This is a genomic window from Streptomyces sp. NPDC047108, assembly GCF_040643575.1.
Lineage (GTDB): Bacteria > Actinomycetota > Actinomycetes > Streptomycetales > Streptomycetaceae > Streptomyces.
In genome coordinates, this window is record NZ_JBEYUP010000017.1 from 127893 (window position 1) to 145121 (window position 17229).

The following is a 17229-nucleotide window of genomic DNA, read 5'->3' on the forward strand; positions in this document are numbered from 1 at the left end:
GTCAGACCGTGACCGCCACCACCGCACCACACTCCGGGGGGAGACGGAGCAGTCCGTCTCCCCCCGGAGGCGCACACGGATCCCACGCCGCCAGGACTTCCGCCCGGCCCGGCCCGACCGGGACCTTCACCTCGCCGTCCGCGGACAGGTTCACCGCGGTCCGCACCGCCCCGCGCGTCACCACCAGCCATCGTTCCCGCGCGTCGTACGCGACATGGACCACAGACAGGTCCGGGTCCGTCAGTTCGGGGCGTGCCCGGCGCAGCGCGATCAGCTCGCGGTGCCAGGCCAGCAGCCGGGCGTGCGGGTCACGGTCCGGCTCGGACCAGTCCAGGCACGACCGGTCCCGGGTGGCCGGATCCTGCGGGTCGGGGATGTCGCCGGCGGCCCAGCCGTGCGCGGCGAACTCCCGTCGGCGCCCGGCCCGTACGGCCGCCGCGAGCTCCGGATCCGTGTGGTCGGTGAAGAACTGCCAGGGCGTCAGCGCGCCCCACTCCTCGCCCATGAAGAGCATGGGGGTGAACGGCGAGGTGAGGACGAGCGCGGCGGCGCAGGCCAGCAGCCCGGGCGACAGATGCGCGGAGAGCCGGTCGCCCAGAGCGCGGTTGCCGATCTGGTCGTGCGTCTGCGCATAGGCCAGCAGCCGGTGCGCGGGCGTCGTCCGCGGGTCCAGCGGCTGCCCGTGGGTCCTGCCGCGGAAGCTGGAGTACGTGCCGTTGTGGAAGAAGCCGCTGGTGAGGGTCTTGGCGAGGGCGGCGGGGGCCCGGTGCGCGAAGTCGGCGTAGTAGCCCTGGGCCTCACCGGTGAGCGCGCAGTGCAGGGCGTGATGGAAGTCGTCGTTCCACTGGGCGTGCAGACCGAGCCCGCCGGCCTCGCGGGCCGCAGTCGTGCGCGGGTCGTTGAGGTCGGACTCGGCGACGAGGAACAGCGGCCGTCCGGTCTCGGCCGCCAGAGTGTCCACGGCGGCGGACAGCTCGGCCAGGAAGGGGTGCGCGCGGGTGTCGCGGAGGGCGTGCACGGCATCCAGGCGGAGGCCGTCGAGCCGGTAGTCGCGCAGCCAGGCCAGCGCGCTGCCGATGAGATACGCGCGCACCTCGTCGGAGCCGGGCGCGTCCAGGTTCACGGCGGCGCCCCACGGCGTGTGGTGGGTCCCGGTGAAGTACGGGCCGAAGGCGGGCAGGTGGTTGCCGGACGGGCCGAGGTGGTTGTGCACCACGTCCAGCACCACGCCGAGGCCGTGGGCGTGGGCGGCGTCGACGAAGCGCTTCAGCCCGTCCGGGCCGCCGTACGGCTCGTGGACCGCCCACAGCGAGACGCCCTCGTAGCCCCACCCGTGCGTGCCGGGGAACGGGCACACCGGCATCAGCTCGATGTGCGTGACCCCCAACTCGGCCAGATGGCCCAGCCGTCGGGCCGCCGCGTCGAACGTGCCCTCGCGGGTGTACGTGCCGACGTGCAGTTCGTAGAGCACCGCGCCGGGCAGTGGTCTGCCGTGCCACGGGTGCCGCCAGGCGAAGCGGGTGTGGTCGACGACCGCTCCGGGCCCGTCCGGGCCGTCCGGCTGGCGGCGGGACCGCGGGTCGGGCAGGACGGGGCCGCCGTCGAGCGCGAAGCCGTAGCGGGTGCCCTCGCCGGCCTCCGCCTCGGCCCGCCACCAGCCGTCCCGCCGCGGGTCCGCCTCCATGGGATGTGCCGCACCGTCCAGATGCAGCTCGACCCGTCCGGCCTCCGGCGCCCACACCTCGAACAGCATTGACGGCTCCTCGGTCGCTCGTCGGACACCCGTCCTCACCGCGTACCCCACGAACCCGCGTACCCGCGTGCCCCGCGAACCCCGCCTACCCGGAAGGGTTGCGTGCGGTCAGCCGAAGTCCTTCTCGCTCAGCGGGGTGCCCGAGCTGGCCGAGACGTCGAGGGTGCGGACCCTGCCGTTCGGCTCTATCTCGATCACCGGCACCGCCTTGCGCTCCGGCGACCCGTCGTTGCTCAGGGAGATGAGCCCGCTGGCGCCCTTCACCGACTCGACGCCGTGCAGCGACTTCCAGATCTGGATGGTCTGCGAGCCGGTCACCCGGCCGTTGGACTCCGAGGCCCGGGCCGCGAGCCGTACGCCGGACACCGCGGTGATCACGGCGTCATGGCCCATGATGGCCTGGCCGTCGTCCAGTGTCTCCTCGGGGAACGCCGAACGGTACCGGCCCCCGTCCCCGAAGGACCCCACGCCCCACCCCGGGTAGACGGCGGCCTTCTTCTCCCACGCGCCGGGGTGGGCCAGCCCGGTGTAGAGCAGCCGCACGTTCCCGCTGCGCAGCGTCTCCTTGATCTGGTCGAACCCCTCGGCCTGCGCGGACTGCGAGACGTCGTCCCCGGAGAGGACCATCAGCTCGCGGTCGCTGCACGGGCGGTCCTTCAGCGGGGCGAGGAAGCGCGGCAGGTCGATGCCGCGGCCCGCGAAGTAGACGATGTCCGGCTTCTCGGCGCAGAGCTGGGACATCCGTGTCTTGAACGCCGTGGCCACGCCCTCCCGCGACGAGTCGTACTCCTCGACCTTCCCGGCCAGCCGGTCTTTCGGGAAGGTGCGCAGGAAGGCCGCGCCGAGGGTGGCCGTGTACTGGTCGTCGGGGCGGGAGTCCTGTATCACCAGCACCCGCTTGCCCGCGTACGGCTTGCGCTTCAGCAGGGCCGCGGCGGCCGCCGCCTCGTCGGCGTTGGTCGGCGCCACCCGCACCAGGCCCTTGACCTTGCTGAGGGTGTCGGCGGTGAGGACCGAGCCGGTGGCGGCGAGTTCGAGGCCGCCGTCCTCCTGGTCCGCGGTGATCTTGCGGATCATCGCCACGGTGGCGTCCGTGCTGGTGCCGAGGCCCGCGACGGCGACGATGTGGTCGCGCTCAACGCGCTCCCCGATCTGCCGGACCGCGGCGGTGCGCTGCTCCTCGCTGATGCCGCTGTTGGCGAGCAGCAGCTTGACCTTGGGGGTGTCGCCGTACTTGTCCTTGTGGTTGGCCTCGTACTGCGCGGTGTAGGCGCCCTGCAGCTCATGGCGGACCGAGTCCGGGGTGTTGGTGTCCCCGGGCCGCGGGATCATCGGCATCAGATAGACGATGCCGACGTAGCTCGGCCCGCCCGGCTTCGCGCTCTCGCGCGCGACCCGCTCGTTCTCCTCGCGGATCAGCCGGGTGACCTGGGCGAGGTTCTTCCCCGTCCCCTGCGTGCCGTCGCTGAAGAGGTACGAGCCGTCGGTGATGCCGACGCAACTGGCCGGGGTGCCGACGCGCTCGACGCCCGTCGCGCACGAGGTGTCCTCCGGGCGCAGCAGCCAGAACGACGCACCCGCGAGGAGCGCGAGCAGCGCGACGGCCGATACGGCGTTCCACGGCCAGCGGGCCCACAGCGGGCGATTGCGTACCCAGGATCCGGTCGGCGGCATGGGCGTTCCTTCCGTCCGTCAGTCGGAGAAGCGGGCGGCCTCGTCCAGCAGCGTGTCGGCGTCCGCGTCCGCCTCCATGGCCAGCTGCCGGAACATCGCGCCGATCTTGTAGTTGAGTTCGGGGCGGCCCGGAGGGAGCCGGTTACGGGGATCACCGGCCAGCCACAGGGCGGCGCACAGCTCGGCCAGCGGACGCCCGAGCGACCGGTCCGCGTACGCCTCCGGTGCGTGCTCGCGCGCCAGTTCACCGGAGCGGCGGGTCGGCGGGGCGTCCGAGAGCTGCGCGCGGTACACCGGCGCCGCCGTCACGTGGTACAGCTCCCGCAGCCAGGGCCGCAGGTCGGGGGCGGTGAGTCCGGTGGAGAAGTACCGGACGACCTCGTCGAGGCGGTTGACCGCCAGCCGGTGGTAGAGGGAGTCCAGCGGCTGCCCGTGGCGGTGGTGCCAGTCCGCGAGCGTGGTGTGGATGGACCGCCACTCCTCCTCGGTGCCCGCCGGGGGGCCGGTCAGCTCGTCGAGCAGCAGCAGCCGCAGCCACGGGTGCAGGACGGGGCGCCCGTCGTAGGTCGTGTCGGGCGCGTCCGCGCTGCCCGGGTGGCCGGACCAGGTGCGCAGATACCCCGAAGGGCCCCTTCCGCCACGGGTGTTGGCGTCCTCGGGCACCGGGGCGGACAGCCACAGCCGGGTGCGCAGCTCCCGCATCACGGTGTCCCTGGCGTGCTCCGGCCGCCCGTTGAGCAGGCCCGCGTTGACGGCCGCCTTCGGTGTGCGGGCGGCGGCTATGCGGGTCGCGGCGTCGCGCTGACCGGCCGTCAGCCCGGCCAGCAGATGGTCGCGGACGGCGGCGGCGAGCTGCGGTCCGCGCGCGGCGCCGGGGCCGGCCGCGCCCGGTTCCTCGACGGGCGTGTCCAGCAGGCCGTGCAGGTCGTCCTCCGGGCTGTGCTCCAGCAGCCGGTCGATGGCGCCGTGCAGCCGGGAGACGCTCCAGGGGTGCCCGTACGTGAGCCGGTGCACGAGCGGGGTGCTGCGGGGCAGCACCCCCGTCTCCGGGCGGCCCGAGCGCCGCGCGGCCTCCGACTCGAACCGCGAGGCCTCCAGGGCCACTTCGACCTCGTCGAGATCGCGCAGCCGCAGCGGATACCACCAGTCGTACAGCGGCGTCCCTGCCCCGGCGCGCCAGGCGTCGTACGAGGCGTCGGCGGGGTGGACGGTGTGCGGGTCGTCCGGGCCGCCGTCGCAAGGGCCGGGCACCGCCTGGGTGGTGGCGCTGGTCGCGACGACGAGCAGCGGGTCGTAGACCTCCGCCCTGGCCCGCTCGGTGCGCAGGGCCAGCAGCAGATCGAGGAAGCGGGTGGCGCCCTCGTTGTGGTCGAGGTCGTCCAGCAGCGCGAGGGAGTTCTGGGCGCGCCGGCTGCGGTGGTAGGCGGCGGCCAGGTCGTCGAGGAAGGCCAGGCACAGCCGGCGGTCCACGAAGTCCCGGTCGGCGTCGATGCCGGTGCGGTTGCGCCGGTTGAGCTCGACCAGCTCCTCCAGCGCGCTGGCGGGACCCGAGGAACCGTACGAGGCCAGCGCCCGGTTGAGGAACGTGCTCGCCGGCATGTACTCGAAGCCGCGCAGCAGCACGCCCAGGATCAGGTCGATCCCGGGCACGGGGGAGAGGCCGAGGGTCTCCACCAGCCCGGCGATGCCCTCGCCCGCGTCGGCCGCCGTCCCGCGGTTGCGCGCCTGCCGCAGCGCGCGCCGTAACTCGCGCGTGGCCTGGGTGCGGTCGGTCAGCGAGAGCTGCGGCTGCACGGCGAGCAGGCCGAGCAGCAGCCGCGGGAAGCGCAGCGGCTTGCTGCCGCGGTGCTTGCGGGCGAGCAGGAACGCCAGGTGCAGCGCGACCTCGTGCGGGCGCTGCTCGGCGGCCGCGGCCAGGTCGATCCGCGCGACCGGCGCACCTTCGGTGACGGCCTCGAAGTGGTCCAGCGCACAGGTCTTTCCGCTTCCGGGGCGGCCCAGCAGGACGATCACGGGAAGCGGGCGGTCCTGCCCGGACGGGAGGCGCGCCCAGCACGCGTGGACGAGGCCGGCCACCTCGGCCAGCCCTGCGGGCGGCGCGTGGCCCGCCTGCGCGGTGGCAGCCTGCAGCATGAAATCCCCCTTCCGGTTACGCGGGCGCCGTCGGCTCGGATTCGGACACGGACGGCACACACGCGGTCACGGTCCCAACATCGTTTCATGAAGTGACCCAGGAGACACAGGAATTGACACAGCGTTTCCCGTCGTACCACGTGGTGGACGGGCGGACGACGGCGGACGCGGCCCGGTTTCCGCGGGTGGTGCCCGGCACCGTCCTGCCGGCAGGCGGCCGGACGGTGCCGGAGGGCACGCGGCCCTCCGGCACACGCACCGCCCGCGGCGGTGTCACGGGACATCCCCGAAGTCCCGTGGCATCAGACGAGGTTGATGCGCTCCTGCGTGATGGGGTAGCCCGCCTTCGCGAAGGCGGCGGCCATCGGGAAGTTCCCCTGGTCCGTGGCCGCCGCGATCCACTCGGCGCCCTCCGCGACCAGCTGGTGCGTACAGTCCACCAGCAGTTCGTACGCGTAGCCGTGCCCGCGCTGCTCCGGCAGGACGCCGATGAAGCCGACGCAGGGGCCGGCCGGGTTCCGCGCCGGGACGTGGACGCCCACCGGCGCGCCGTCCCCGTCGTGGGCCAGCCGCCACCAGTCGCGCGGGGACGGCAGCCACTTCAGGAGTTCCAGCTCCTCGCGCGCCGCCGCCTCCGCGCCGTCCCGTCCCGCGGTGTGACGGGCGTGGGCGTCGAGGCTGCCTTCGCCGACGCGGCGCAGCACGTCGAGGATCACGGCGTCGTCCGGCTCGGGCCGGAACGTGAGTCTGCCGGGCCGTTCCGGAAGGCCGCACTCCGGCGTCCATACGTAGCGGTACCGCTCGACGAGCGGTCTGAGTCCCGCGGCGGTGGCCGCGTCGATCCGGGCCTGTGCCTCGGCCCGTACGTCCGGCTGCTCGCGCCACCCCGGGGGCAGCAGCAGGTCGTACTCCGCGTGCAGCGGTGCCGCGCGCAGCAGCTGCTCGGCGGCCTCGGCCTCGCCTTCGGCGAAGTCGAACCAGTCCAGGATCATCGGCTTGTCGTCGTCGGGTGCGCCCCACCACGCGGCGCGGGCGACCACGCGGTTCTCGCGCAGCGCGACCCAGGTCCAGTCGGGGCGGTACTGGCCGCCCTCGTGCACGGGGCTGTAGCGGTGGCCCACCAGCGAGCGGCCGAGCAGCGTCGTCGCGGGGAGGGTGGTGAAGAGGTGGGTGTCGCTCTCGGTGAGAGCGCGGATGACCAGATCGGTCACGGACGTTCCTTCCGGAAGGGCGGACGGGCGCGCTCCCGGCGGATGATGCCGAACGGCTGCTTCAGCCGTGATACGCCCGGGAGTCGGGGCGGGAGCGCACGAACGGGATGCGGTGCATTTCTCTCGCCTCCTTTCCTCGGCCTGGGGCGTCGCGCAGACCGTACCCCGTCGCCGGAGGGCCGTCCAGCGGTTTACGGCCGGGGTGTTGGCGGCCGGGTGTCTGCAGGCAGCTTTCGAGGTGTTCCGGACGGCCGCTGAGTACACGGTCCACTGGACACCCTGTGCCTCCGCGCCGGACAATCAGGGCCGTGACGCACCACGACCTCCCGAAGCCCGCGCCCACCACGCTGTCCGCGCGGTTGTCGGACGCCGACCGGGACCGCGTCATCGACCTCCTGCGGGAAGGGGCCGCCCAGGGGCGGCTGTCCCAGGACACCTTCGTCCGCCGGATGGAACTGGCCTTCGCCGCGCGCGGCCGGGAGGATCTGGACGCGCTCACCGCGGACCTGCCGCAGGAGAGCGGGCTGTCCCGGGTCGTGCTGGGGACGGTCGCCCGGCTGTCGTCGTTCTCGGCGCGGGTGCGCCGGGCGTGGTTCCTCGAGCGGCTGCCGAAGCTGCAGTTCCCCGAGCCGGGGCCGTACCCGCTGCGGATCGGCCGCGACCCGGCGAACGGCCTGCGCCTGAACGACGACACGGTCTCCCGCGTCCACGCCGAACTCTCCCGGGACGGCGTGCTCTGGGTGCTGCGCGACCTGGGCTCCACGAACGGCACATGGGTCAACAGCCGCCGTGTGACGGGCCGTACGGTCGTCCGCCCCGGTGACCAGGTGACGTTCGGCCGTGTCGCCTTCCGCCTCGCCGCGCGCTGACGTCCTGCGCCGCCGGCCGTCGGATCGGCGCCCTGCCACGCACCCGCCGTCTGCACACCGGACCGACGGCTGCCCGACGGACGGCTGACGGGAGACCGACGCCGGACCGGCGCCCGGCCGACCGGCCCGGGCCTGACGGGGCCCGGCGGTGGAGGGCCCGGGGATCCGCGGCGCTTCTTGGCGCATGGTCCGGTGCGGAGAGACCATGGAGACATGGCAAGGAAAGGTTCCGTCGGCAGCAGGGCCCAGCGGGCCGCGCTGACGGCCGTCCGGGAGGCCCTGGAGCGGGGCGAGGTGCCGGTCGAGGCGCCCGAGCTGGTCCAGCGACGCTCCGGCGACTTCTGGGTGGCTCCCGACGGCAGGGTGTACGTACGGCCGGTGGGGGTGCGCTCCTCCGGAGCCGCACGTGCACAGCGGGTACCGGACGTCCAGCTCGTCGTCGTCCCCGGCGGCCGTATGGCCGGCGAAAGGCCCATGGGCCCGGAGTGGCGCGGACGCGCCCCGTGGACGGACGACATGTCGCGGCTCTGCCACTGGCAGCCCGCCGACAGCAGCCGGCTGGTCATCGACGAGATCTGAGCGACGGGACGGTGCGTAGCGCTCCGCACTGGTCGGAGCGCGGGACGAACGTGTGCCCGCGGGACGGACGTGTGCCCGCGGGACGGACGTGTGCCACCGGACCGCCCCCTCGGAGACCTCACCCGTCGCGCTCAGCCGCGCACCAGGAGTGCCACCGGGCTCCCGGCGAACAGGTCCGCGACTCCTACCCGGTCCGCCCGGACCGCCGGCCCGGACGACAGAAGGTCCGTCCAGGGCCCGTCGTCCGGCAGCGTCAGCGTCGTGTCACGCCAGCCGCCCGCCTCCTCCAGGCGGCGGGAGAGACGCGTGACCACGGTGACCGCGCCGCCCCCGCGCGCGAACGCCACGCAGTGCGCCGCCGCGGGTCCGGTCACGGCCAGCGGCTCGTACGTCCCCGACTCCCCGTACCACTGCGGGTGTCGGCGGCGCAGGCGCAGGGCCGTCGCGGTGAGGCGGAGCTTCTCCTCGGAGAGTCCGTCCGGTGCCCGGCCCGCGTCGAGTGCGGCCAGCCGGTGCGGTACGAAGCGGGCCGGATGCCGGTTGTCCGGGTCGACGAGAGCCGTGTACTCCCGCTCCGTGCCCTGGTAGACGTCCGGTACGCCCGGCATGGTCAGGTGGGTCAGGGCCGTGCCCAGGACGTTCGCGCGGGCGGCGGCCGCGAGCGAGCGGCCGAACGCGGCCAGGGTGTCGCGCGCCGGACCGCACGGGCCGGCCCGAAGGAACGCCTCGACCGCCGCCTCGTACTCCGGGTCGCCCTCGGTCCACGAGGTGTGCAGCCCGGCCTCCCGTACCGCCTTCACCACCGCCGGAACGAGCCGTTCCGCCATTGCTTCCCCCGGCCGCTCCTCCGTGTCCGGGTAGCCCAGCCCGAACGCGGTCTGCCAGGCGGTCCAGGCGATGTGCGGGTCGGGAGCGCGTGCCCCCTCGCCGCGCGCGCCCTCCCCCCGCGCCGTCTCCTTGGTCACCCGTTCCAGCAGGTCCGCCCATGCGTCGGGTGCCTCGGTGAGCAGGGCGATCCGGGCGCGGACGTCGGCGCTGCGCTTGGTGTCGTGCGTGGAGACCACCGTTCCGGTCAGCGGCCAGTCGCGCCGGAGCCGGGCGCAGAAGGCGTGGAAGGCGTCCGCGGAGACGGCAGGGCCGCCCGGCTCGCCGCCGACCTCCCCGGCCGACAGCAGCGGCACATAGCGGTAGAACGCCGTGTCCTCCACGGACTTGGCACGCAGTGCGGACGAGGTCTGGGCGAAGCGCGCGCAGAAGGCGGCGTGGTCGGGGCCCGCGCCGAGCAGCCCGAGCGCCAGATCCCGTACGAGGTCCACGGTGTCCGCCTCCTCGGGCACGGTGAACACCTCCCGCGCCCGGCGGGCCGCACGTCGCAGCATCTCGCCGTCCGCCTCGGGGACGCGCTCCCCCGGGATCGCGTACGGCCGGTACACCGGCAGCCGGACCAGGACCTCGCGCAGCGCCGTGCGCAGCGCCCACGGGGCGTGGTCGCGCAGTTCGGGGCTCGCCTCGCAGATCCGGGCGGCGATCCGGGCCAGCCAGGAGATCTCGGACGCCAGCTCGTGGGTGACCACCTTGTACGCGGCCCGGCGCGCGGTCGCCGACCACTCGCCGCCCCGGTCCGGCGGCTGGGCGGTGAAACCCCGGTAGACGCCGAGCAGCTCGGTCGCGCCGGACGGGTCGACGAAGAGCCCGTCCACGCGGCGCAGCGCGTCGTACCCGGTGGTGCCGGCGACCGGCCAGTCCGCGGGCAGCCGTTCGCCGCCGGTGAGGATCTTCTCCACGACCGTCCAGCGGCCGCCGGTCGCCCGGTCCAGCCGCCGCAGATACGCCCCGGGGTCCGCGAGCCCGTCCGGGTGGTCGACGCGCAGCCCGTCCACGACGCCGTCGCGCAGCAGCTCCAGCACCTTGGCGTGCGTCGCGTCGAACACCTCCGGGTCCTCCACGCGGACGCCGATCAGCGTCGAGATGGTGAAGAACCGCCGGTGGTTCAGTTCGGTGCGGGCCAGCCGCCACCAGGCGAGCCGGTACCACTGGGCGTCCAGCAGCTCCGGCAGCGGCAGATGCCCGGTGCCGGGCCGCACCGGGAAGGCGTGGTCGTGGTAGCGCAGGACGTCGCCGTCCAGCCGGATGTGGTCCAGCTCGTCGCCGAGCCGCCCGCCGAGCACGGGCATCAGCACCCGGCCGCCGTGCAGGTCCCGGTCGATGTCGAACCAGCGGGCGTACGCGGAGCCGGGCCCGTCCCGCAGCACCTCCCACAGCGGCCGGTTCAGATGCTCGGGCGCCGGCACCGCCATGTGGTTCGGCACGATGTCGATCACGAGGCCGAGCCCGTGCTCCCGTGCGGTACGGGACAGCGCGCGCAGCCCGTCTTCGCCGCCGAGCTCGGCCCGTACGGCGGAGTGGTCCACGACGTCGTAGCCGTGCGTCGAGCCCGGCACCGCCTCCAGCACCGGCGACAGATGGAGGTGGGAGACGCCGAGCGAGGCGAGGTGGGGCACGGCCCCCGCAACTGCGGCGAACGGGAACTCCGGCTGGAGCTGGAGCCGGTAGGTGGCGGTGGGCGGCGCGACGGGCCGCGGGGTCTCGGGCACAGGCGTCATGCAGCAGAGGTACCCGTCAGGCCGCGCCTTGCAGCACGGCCGTCCCCGGCTCGGCCGGATGCCGTCGCCCCCGCCGTCCTCGACGCCGCCCCCGCCGTCCTCGCCGCAGGTCCTCTCACGCCCGGCGTTGCAGCACCGTCAGGCTCCGGTCCAGCAGCATCAGCCGGTCGCCCGCCTTCACCTTGCGGCCGGTGCCCGGCTCCACGCCCTCCGACCGGGCCGTGTCCACCACGATCTGCCACTGCTTCCCGTGGTCGACCGGCACCACGAACCCCAGCGTCTCCTCGCTCGCGTTGACCATGAGCAGGAACGAGTCGTCCCTGATCCGCTCACCGCGCGGCCCCGGCTCGGAGATCGCGTTGCCGTTGAGGAAGACCGTCAGGGACCGCGCCCACGACGCCTGCCAGTCGCGCTGCCGCATCTTCTCGCCCTCGGGCGTGAACCACGCGATGTCCGACAGCTCGTCGTGCGTGCCCTCCACCGGCCTGCCGTGGAAGAAGCGGCGGCGCCGGAAGACCGGGTGGTCGCGGCGCAGCCACACCATCGCGCGGGTGAACTCCAGCAGCGACCTGTCGTCGTCCTGGCCGGGCCAGTGCACCCAGGACAGCTCGTTGTCCTGGCAGTACGCGTTGTTGTTGCCGCCCTGGGTGCGCCCGAACTCGTCGCCGTGGCCGAGCATCGGCACGCCCTGCGACATCAGGAGGGTGGCGACGAAATTCCGCTGCTGGCGGGCGCGCAGGGTCAGCACGCCCGGGTCGTCGGTCTCGCCCTCGGCGCCGCAGTTCCAGGAGCGGTTGTGGCTCTCCCCGTCCCGGTTGCCCTCGCCGTTGGCCTCGTTGTGCTTGGTGTCGTAGGACACCAGGTCGCGGAGGGTGAAGCCGTCGTGGCAGGTGACGAAGTTGACCGAGGCGATCGGCCGGCGCCCGTCGTTCTGGTAGAGGTCGGAGGAGCCGGTCAGCCGGGACGCGAACTCCGCCAGGGTCCGCGGCTCACCGCGCCACATGTCGCGCACCGTGTCCCGGTACATCCCGTTCCACTCCGACCACAGGGGCGGGAAGTTGCCGACCTGGTAGCCGCCCTCGCCGACGTCCCACGGCTCGGCGATCAGCTTCACTTGGCTGACCACGGGGTCCTGCTGCACCAGGTCGAAGAACGAGGACAGCCGGTCCACCTCGTGGAACTGGCGGGCCAGGGTCGCCGCCAGGTCGAAGCGGAAGCCGTCCACATGCATCTCGGTGACCCAGTAGCGCAGCGAGTCCATGATGAGCTGCAGGACGTGCGGGCTGCGCATGAGCAGGGAGTTCCCGGTGCCCGTGGTGTCCATGTAGTACCGCTGGTCCTCCGCCAGCCGGTAGTACGAGGCGTTGTCGAGGCCGCGGAAGGACAGCGTCGGCCCCAGGTGGTTGCCCTCGGCCGTGTGGTTGTAGACCACGTCGAGGATGACCTCGATGCCCGCCTGGTGCAGGGCGCGGACCGCCGACTTGAACTCCAGGACCTGCTGGCCGCGGTCGCCCCAGGAGGCGTAGGCGTTGTGCGGGGCGAAGAAGCCGATGGTGTTGTAGCCCCAGTAGTTCGCCAGACCGGCGTCCACCAGCCGGTTGTCGTGCACGAACTGGTGCACGGGCATCAGCTCCAGCGCCGTCACTCCCAGCTCCGTGAGGTGCTCGATGACCGCGGGGTGGGCGAGCGCCGCGTAGGTGCCGCGCAGCTCCTCCGGCAGGGCCGGGTGGAGCATGGTCAGCCCCTTCACATGCGCCTCGTACAGCACCGTGCGGTGGTAGTCGGTGCGTGGCCGCCGGTCGTCACCCCAGTCGAAGTACGGGTTGACGACGACGGAGGCCATGCTGTGCGGCGCCGAGTCCAGGTCGTTGCGGTCGCCCTGCCGGCCGAAGTGGTAGCCGTAGACCGCCTCGTCCCAGTCGATCGCCCCGCTCATGGCGCGCGCGTACGGGTCGAGCAGCAGCTTGGCGGAGTTGCAGCGGTGTCCCTGCGACGGCTCGTACGGCCCGTGGACGCGGAAGCCGTACCGCTGGCCCGGCATGATGCCGGGCAGATAGGCGTGCCGGACGAACGCGTCGGACTCGCGCAGCTCGACCGCGGTCTCGGAGCCGTCGTCATGGAGCAGGCACAGCTCGACCCTGTGGGCGGCTTCGGAGAACACCGCGAAGTTGGTTCCCGCGCCGTCGTACGTGGCGCCGAGGGGGTACGCCTGTCCCGGCCAGACCTGCATGATGTCGACTCTTCCACTTCTGATCCGGGCCGCGCGAGACGGCGTATTCCTGCTGCCATGGGCCGAAAAGGAGTGCTTGCCCAACCATCGGGCCTGCGGGGCGCTTTCGTTGAGATCTTCCCGAAAAGCCGAGCAACCTCCTACGACAACGGCTCGTCCTACCGGGTGACCGCCGTATCCACGCGAGCGGTCTCAGCCGGGGGGCTGGATTCCTGAGGGGGAACATGTGCGCACGTTGATGCACCGCCACCTGGGCAAGGGGGTGGCGGGTGCGGCCATCGCGGTCACAGCGACCGCGGTGATGGTCGGGGTGACGCTGCCGGGAAGCGCCGGCGCGGAGGACGGGCAGGGCTCGTCCGGCACCTCGGCCCAGGGCCGGGACGGGGGAGGGCAGCAGCTCCAGCCGGGTGTGGTCGAGGAGCAGGTGGCCACCGGGGAGAAGGGCACGGGACGGGACGCCCTCACCGACGACGAGCTGAAGCGGGCCGAGGGCCTCGCGCTCGGACAGGGGCAGCTGCGCGAGCGCAGCGAGAACGCCCGGGGGAGCCGCGGACCGCAGTGGCTCAGCACGGATCTCGCCGAGCAGCAGCCGTCGGAGGCCGGCGACGCCTCGCCGGACCGCCGCGCGGAGATCGCGTACTACGACTACAAGAAGGACGCACTCGTCACGAAGACGGTCAACCTCACCACCGGCAAGGTCGAGGACACCGAGACCCAGCAGGGTGAGCAGCCGCCGCCGACCCGCGCGGAAGCCGCCGAGGCGGCCCGGCTGCTGATCGCCGATCCGCTGAGCGCCGGGCTGAAGAAGGACTACCGGGACGCCACCGGCAAGGCTCTCACCGAGCCCGACCAGCTCGTGGTCACCGGCATGATCTACCGGGTCGACGAGGAGAACAGCGGTCCGGCCGCGCTGCGCGCGTGCGGCGACCACCGGTGCATGCGGCTGTTCACCAAGGTCAGGAACGGGCCCTGGATCGACACCCGGCATCTCGTCGTCGACCTGAGCGAACGCAAGGTCGGCCGCATCACCTAGAACGGCCGGACCACCGGCCCCGGGCCCCGGGGCTTACGGGCATCCGGCTTCCAGGCCGGCGGGATCCGCACCTTCGGGAAACGGGCTCTTCGGCAACCGGGCTCTCGGGATCCGCACCTTCGGGATCCGCACCTTCGGGATCCGCGTCTTCGGGATCCCCGCCTCACCAGCTGAACACCGAGTCGGCCGTGCAGGCCGCGCCTCACCTTCGTCACCTTCGCCGCCGGACCGACTCCCGGCGCCCTCACCTCGTCGGCCGCGCGAGCGCCGACCCCACCGTCCCGACCGCGGTGCGTCGACCCGCACCCCGGTGACCGCGAGAAAGCGGAGCCATCCAGCCATGCGTGAGACCAGAGACAGCAGCGGCAGCCGCCGCACCCCGAGCAGCCGCGCCCGGACGCGGATACCGGCGGTCGCGGCCGCGGCCGTCCTCGCGGGCACGGCCTTCGCCGCCGCCCCCGCCCAGGCCGCCGCCCCGAAGGCCCCCCAGGCGCCCAAGGCCCCGGCCGCCGCCGCCGACTGCAGCGCCGCCTCCCGCATCGAGCAGAAGCTCAGCGGCGGCACGACCTGGCGCATGTGCTGGCACTACGAGTCCAAGGCCGGTCTGGTGCTGGACAAGGTGACCTACCAGCCCAAGGGCGAGGCCCGGCCGATACCCGTGCTGACCACCGCCAAGCTCGGCCAGATCCATGTCCCGTACGACAACGGCGCGAACGAGTTCGACGACCTCACCAGCTACGGCTTCGGCGAGGGCGTCCAGGACCTCGGCACGGCCGAGTGCCCCGGCGGCACCCTGAAGAAGGTCAAGCTTCCGCACGGCGCGGCCGTCAACGGCCTGTGCGCCACCACCCGCGCCCGCGGGCACGCCTACCGCGTGGCGTCCGACGAGAACCCCGGCAAGGTGTGGAGCGCCCAGGGCAAGGACTTCCTCGTCTACACCGTCAACAAGGTCGGCTGGTACGAGTACATCACCGAGTGGCGCTTCTCCGACGACGGCACCATCTCCACCCAGGTGGGCGCCACCGGCAACCTCTCGCCGATGGACTACGACGCCTCCGACGGCCGGGGCTGGCCGGTCGGCAAGGGCGCCAAGGACTACGCGGTCAGCCACAGCCACAACATCTTCTGGCGGCTGAACTTCGGGCTCGACGGCTCGCCGAAGTCCAAGGTCCAGCAGTTCGACGCGACCACCACGCCGCGCTCGGGCGGCACGCCCACCACGAAGACCAAGCGCACCGACATCACCAAGGAGCTGTCCGGCAAGAGCGGCGAGCAGCGCTGGTGGCGCGTGGTCAGCACGGCGGGCAAGAACAAGGACAACCACCCGCGCTCGTACGAGATCGTCCTCGGGCACACCAACAAGTACCCGGGCCGCCCCTACACGCGGAACGACGTCTACTTCACCGAGTACGACAAGTGCCAGCAGTTCGCCAGCCACAACCGCCGCTGCTCGCCCGCGGTCGGCACCGGCAAGAGCATCGACACCTTCGTCAACGGGCAGTCGCTCAAGCACCCGATCACCTGGGTGAACATCGGCTTCCACCACGTGGCGCGCGACGAGGACCAGACCCCCATGCCCGTCCACTGGCAGGGATTCCAGCTCGCACCCCGTGACGTGACCGCCATGAACCCCCTCACACCGTCCGATCTCGCCAACCAGAACGGCCAACCGCCCCAGGGCTGAGGTGAGTTGACGGACCAGTCCACGGATGAGGGTGCACCGCCCTCCGCCCAGGCAGTACCCTTCCTTGATCGTGGAACGGGGGGCGGAAGGCGGTGCACTGGTGAGCTCGGGCGGCGGTCTGGAGCTGCCACCTGGCGACAGGGGCCGGCAGGACGACCCGGGTAGGGTTCCCCCGGGTGCGGTGTCCGTGGCACGCCCGATGGAGATCGGAGCGGAACTGGAGTGGGGCGCGGACGCCTGGACCGAGGTCCGCACCCGGGCCCGCAGGGCCGGACGCGCCTACATCTGGCTGAACATCGTCGAGCAGCGCCTGCGCGCCGTCGTCGCCGCCGTGCTGCGCCCCATCTACGAACCGGTGCACGGCGACGAGTGGGTCGTCGCGGCCGCCGGTCCCGCCGGGCACGAGTGGGTGCAGCGGGCCGTCGCCGTCCGTGAGGTGAGCCGGAGGAAGGGCTATCTGCTCGACCCCGCCGACGACAACGTTCTCAGCTTCCTCACCCTGCCGCAGCTGCGCGAGCTGATGGTGCAGCACTGGCCCTGCTTCGAGCCGTACCTCGACGACCGCCGGGACGTGGAGCTCGCCCTCGACGAGCTGGAGGTCGCGCGCAACGTCGTCTCCCGCAACCGTGCGCTGTCCGAGACCGTGCTGGCCCAGGCCGAACGCGCCTCGGGGCGGCTGCTGGAGATCCTGGGCAGCGGCACCGGCACGCCCTCGGCGGACCGGCTTCCCGTCGACGCGGTGGAGGACCTGGTCGGCGACCGGTACGCGGATGTGGTGGGCGTCCACGCCGACCGGGTGCGGCTGCAGCGGCAGTTGCCCGCGGAAGACCTCTTCTCCGGGGCGCGGCGGCTGGACGCGATCGGGATAGGTCTCAATCTGCTCGTGCAGAACTACTCGGGCCGGCGGCTGGTGCGGCTGGCCGAATCCGGCTGCCGCGCCCGGCTGCTGTTCCTTAACCCGGCGAGCAGCGCAGTGCGGCGCCGCGAACGCGAACTCGGCCTGAAGAAGGGCGAACTGAGCCGCTCGGTCGAGATGAACATCATGCACATGCGCCGGGTGCGCGCCCGGCTCCGGGACACCGGCGGCTTCGAGGTCAGGGTCTTCGACGAGACACCGCGCTTCACGGCGTACCTGGTCAACGGCGACGGACCGGACGGGCTCGCCGTCGTCCAGTCGTATCTGCGCAGGACGCGAGGCATGGAGGCCCCGGTGTTCGTGCTGCGGGGGAGCGGCCGGGACGTGGTGCACCGGAGCGGCGGCGGGGGCGATGAGGCGGGGCTCTTCCCGACGTACCGCGAGGAGTTCGAGTCCGTCTGGACGGACTCGCGCCCGGTGTCCTGAGGCCGGGGGCCGGTGTCCCGAGGCGGGGGGGTGCCTCTATGTCTTTCGTCAAGCGAGGCGTGGGGTTCTGGGTTCGTAGAAGGTGCCGTCGCGGAGCATTGCGAACAGCACGTTGATC

The 17229-nt window shown here is 72.9% G+C and carries 11 protein-coding genes; 5 read left to right on the top strand and 6 right to left on the bottom strand.

Annotated elements, in window-relative coordinates; all coding sequences use genetic code 11:
• Position 1: 1 nt before the first annotated feature.
• The 4 genes from treZ to ABZ822_RS26190 all read right to left on the bottom strand — a co-directional run bounded on the left by treZ (position 2) and on the right by ABZ822_RS26190 (position 6771).
• Positions 2-1753: a malto-oligosyltrehalose trehalohydrolase gene (treZ, locus tag ABZ822_RS26175; protein WP_360859079.1), complete on the bottom strand. Its 1752-nt coding sequence runs from the start codon at positions 1751-1753 to the stop codon at positions 2-4.
• A 108-nt stretch (positions 1754-1861) separates the two neighbouring features.
• Positions 1862-3427 (bottom strand): ABC transporter substrate-binding protein, encoded by a 1566-nt coding sequence (locus ABZ822_RS26180; protein WP_360859082.1) that lies wholly within the window; start codon positions 3425-3427, stop codon positions 1862-1864.
• Positions 3428-3445: 18 nt separating this feature from the next.
• Complete coding sequence (locus tag ABZ822_RS26185; RefSeq protein WP_360859085.1) at positions 3446-5560, bottom strand: hypothetical protein; 2115 nt, start codon at positions 5558-5560, stop codon at positions 3446-3448.
• Between the two features lie 302 nt (positions 5561-5862).
• Complete coding sequence (locus ABZ822_RS26190; RefSeq protein WP_360859088.1) at positions 5863-6771, bottom strand: GNAT family N-acetyltransferase; 909 nt, start codon at positions 6769-6771, stop codon at positions 5863-5865.
• A gap of 308 nt (positions 6772-7079) precedes the next feature.
• On the opposite strand from ABZ822_RS26190, the gene ABZ822_RS26195 reads away from it, so the two are divergent.
• Positions 7080-7640, top strand: a complete 561-nt coding sequence (locus ABZ822_RS26195; RefSeq protein ID WP_360859091.1) for a DUF1707 and FHA domain-containing protein — start codon at positions 7080-7082, stop codon at positions 7638-7640.
• Positions 7641-7853: 213 nt separating this feature from the next.
• Positions 7854-8219 (top strand): hypothetical protein, encoded by a 366-nt coding sequence (locus ABZ822_RS26200; RefSeq protein WP_360859093.1) that lies wholly within the window; start codon positions 7854-7856, stop codon positions 8217-8219.
• A 131-nt stretch (positions 8220-8350) separates the two neighbouring features.
• On the opposite strand, the gene treY is transcribed toward ABZ822_RS26200, so the two are convergent.
• Entirely contained in the window at positions 8351-10822 is a 2472-nt protein-coding gene (treY, locus tag ABZ822_RS26205; protein ID WP_360859096.1) for a malto-oligosyltrehalose synthase, read from the bottom strand.
• Between the two features lie 115 nt (positions 10823-10937).
• Positions 10938-13052: a glycogen debranching protein GlgX gene (gene glgX, locus ABZ822_RS26210; protein WP_360859098.1), complete on the bottom strand. Its 2115-nt coding sequence runs from the start codon at positions 13050-13052 to the stop codon at positions 10938-10940.
• A gap of 226 nt (positions 13053-13278) precedes the next feature.
• Between glgX and ABZ822_RS26215 the strand changes: the two genes are divergently transcribed.
• The 3 genes from ABZ822_RS26215 (at position 13279) to ABZ822_RS26225 (ending at position 17111) form a co-directional block, all read left to right on the top strand.
• Positions 13279-14085 carry a Tat pathway signal sequence domain protein gene (locus ABZ822_RS26215; RefSeq protein ID WP_360859101.1) on the top strand — a complete coding sequence of 269 codons (807 nt, stop codon included), beginning with the start codon at positions 13279-13281 and terminating at the stop codon, positions 14083-14085.
• Positions 14086-14425: 340 nt separating this feature from the next.
• Positions 14426-15769, top strand: a complete 1344-nt coding sequence (locus ABZ822_RS26220) for a copper amine oxidase (protein ID WP_360859104.1) — start codon at positions 14426-14428, stop codon at positions 15767-15769.
• 25 nt (positions 15770-15794) lie between these two features.
• Positions 15795-17111, top strand: coding sequence for an SAV2148 family HEPN domain-containing protein (locus tag ABZ822_RS26225; protein ID WP_360859107.1), 1317 nt, complete (start codon positions 15795-15797; stop codon positions 17109-17111).
• Positions 17112-17229 lie beyond the last annotated feature (118 nt).